Origin of the sequence: uncultured Campylobacter sp. (assembly GCF_937997465.1) — a bacterium.
Lineage (GTDB): Bacteria > Campylobacterota > Campylobacteria > Campylobacterales > Campylobacteraceae > Campylobacter_A.
The window spans coordinates 1-1,356 of record NZ_CALKTQ010000321.1 but is presented as its reverse complement, the minus strand read 5'-3'; the positions used below and the strand labels follow the sequence as shown (position 1 = coordinate 1,356).

Below are 1,356 nucleotides of genomic sequence, written 5' to 3'. Positions count from 1 at the left end.
AACTTATGACATCCACCTTGTAAGGGTGGCGCTCTACCAACTGAGCTAAGCGACCCAAATTTAACAAAAAATAAATGGTGTCCTGTGCTGGACTCGAACCAGCGACCCCTTCATTAAAAGTGAAATGCTCTACCGACTGAGCTAACAAGACATTTTTCAAAAAACGAAACGTGATTATATATAAAAAAGGCTGATTTGTCAAGACAAAAAGCCGTTGTTTTTCAAATTTGGCCTCAAATTTGATTTATTTTGACAAATTTTACGTTCGTCAAAAACGCATAAAAAGTCAAATTTGGCCCAAAATTTAAAAAGGTCAAATTTGACTGAAAAACTAAAAAGGGATTTTAGCGTCCCTTAAATTTAGCAAGAAAAGCAAGTCTTAAACTCATACGGAGTAGGTCGCGCTTCGTACGGCCACACTTGACTCTCGAATTTATAATGCTGATACGCGTTTATAAACGTTGGAGTCATGATCGGGTGCAGATATTCGTTATCGCGAATCAATGCTTCTAGGCTACCCCTTAACGTATGAGGGAGCTGCTCGATACCGCGCTCGCGGATTTCATCTAGGTGCAGTTTAAATAAATTTTCATCCATCGGGCCGACCGGCTCCATCTTGTGTTTTACGCCGTCAAGTCCCGCCATGAGCATCGCTGAAAAGGCCAAATACGGGTTTGCAGTTCCGTCAGGGAAGCGCATTTCGGCGCGGACTGATTTTTCTCCGGAGCCGTACGGGATACGGATCGAGGCGGAGCGGTTTTGGCTAGAATACGTTAGGATAGAAGGCGCTTCAAAGCCAGGGATTAGGCGTTTGTAGCTGTTTGTGCTCGGGTTTGTAAAGGCCGCTACGCTCCTTGCGTGTTTTAGGATTCCACCGATGTACCATCGCGCAAAATCGCTTAAATTTGCGTATTTTCCCTCGCCGTAGAATAAATTTTTGCCGTCTTTCCATACCGACTGATGCACGTGCATGCCGCTGCCGTTGTCGCCGTAGAGCGGTTTTGGCATAAAGGTCGCCGTTTTTCCGTTTAGGTGAGCGACCATTTTGACGACGTATTTGTAAATTTGCACGTTGTCGGCGGCCTCGAGAAGTGTACCAAATTTAATGCCCAGCTCGCCTTGTCCTTGCGCAACCTCGTGGTGTCCTAGCATGACTTCTAGGCCAACTTGTTCTAAAACCTGCATCATTTCCGCGCGCAGATCGACCATGCTATCAGTCGGTTGCGTCATTAGATAGCCGCCTTTTCTTCTTGGGCGGTGGCCGGTGTTGTAGCTATCTTTAAAGTCTCTAGCGTCGTTCCATTCGCCTTCTTCGCTATCTACTTCAAACATCGCGCAGTTTGGGCTGTCTACTAT

1 protein-coding gene and 1 tRNA gene are annotated in these 1,356 nt (G+C 45.9%); both read right to left on the bottom strand.

Annotation, left to right across the window (positions count from 1 at the left end):
- Positions 1–75: 75 nt before the first annotated feature.
- Positions 76–151 (bottom strand) — tRNA-Lys (locus tag Q0546_RS10930).
- Positions 152–360: 209 nt separating this feature from the next.
- A partial coding sequence (gene glnA, locus Q0546_RS10925; RefSeq protein ID WP_298792976.1) for a type I glutamate--ammonia ligase occupies positions 361–1,356 on the bottom strand: 996 nt, incomplete at its 5' end.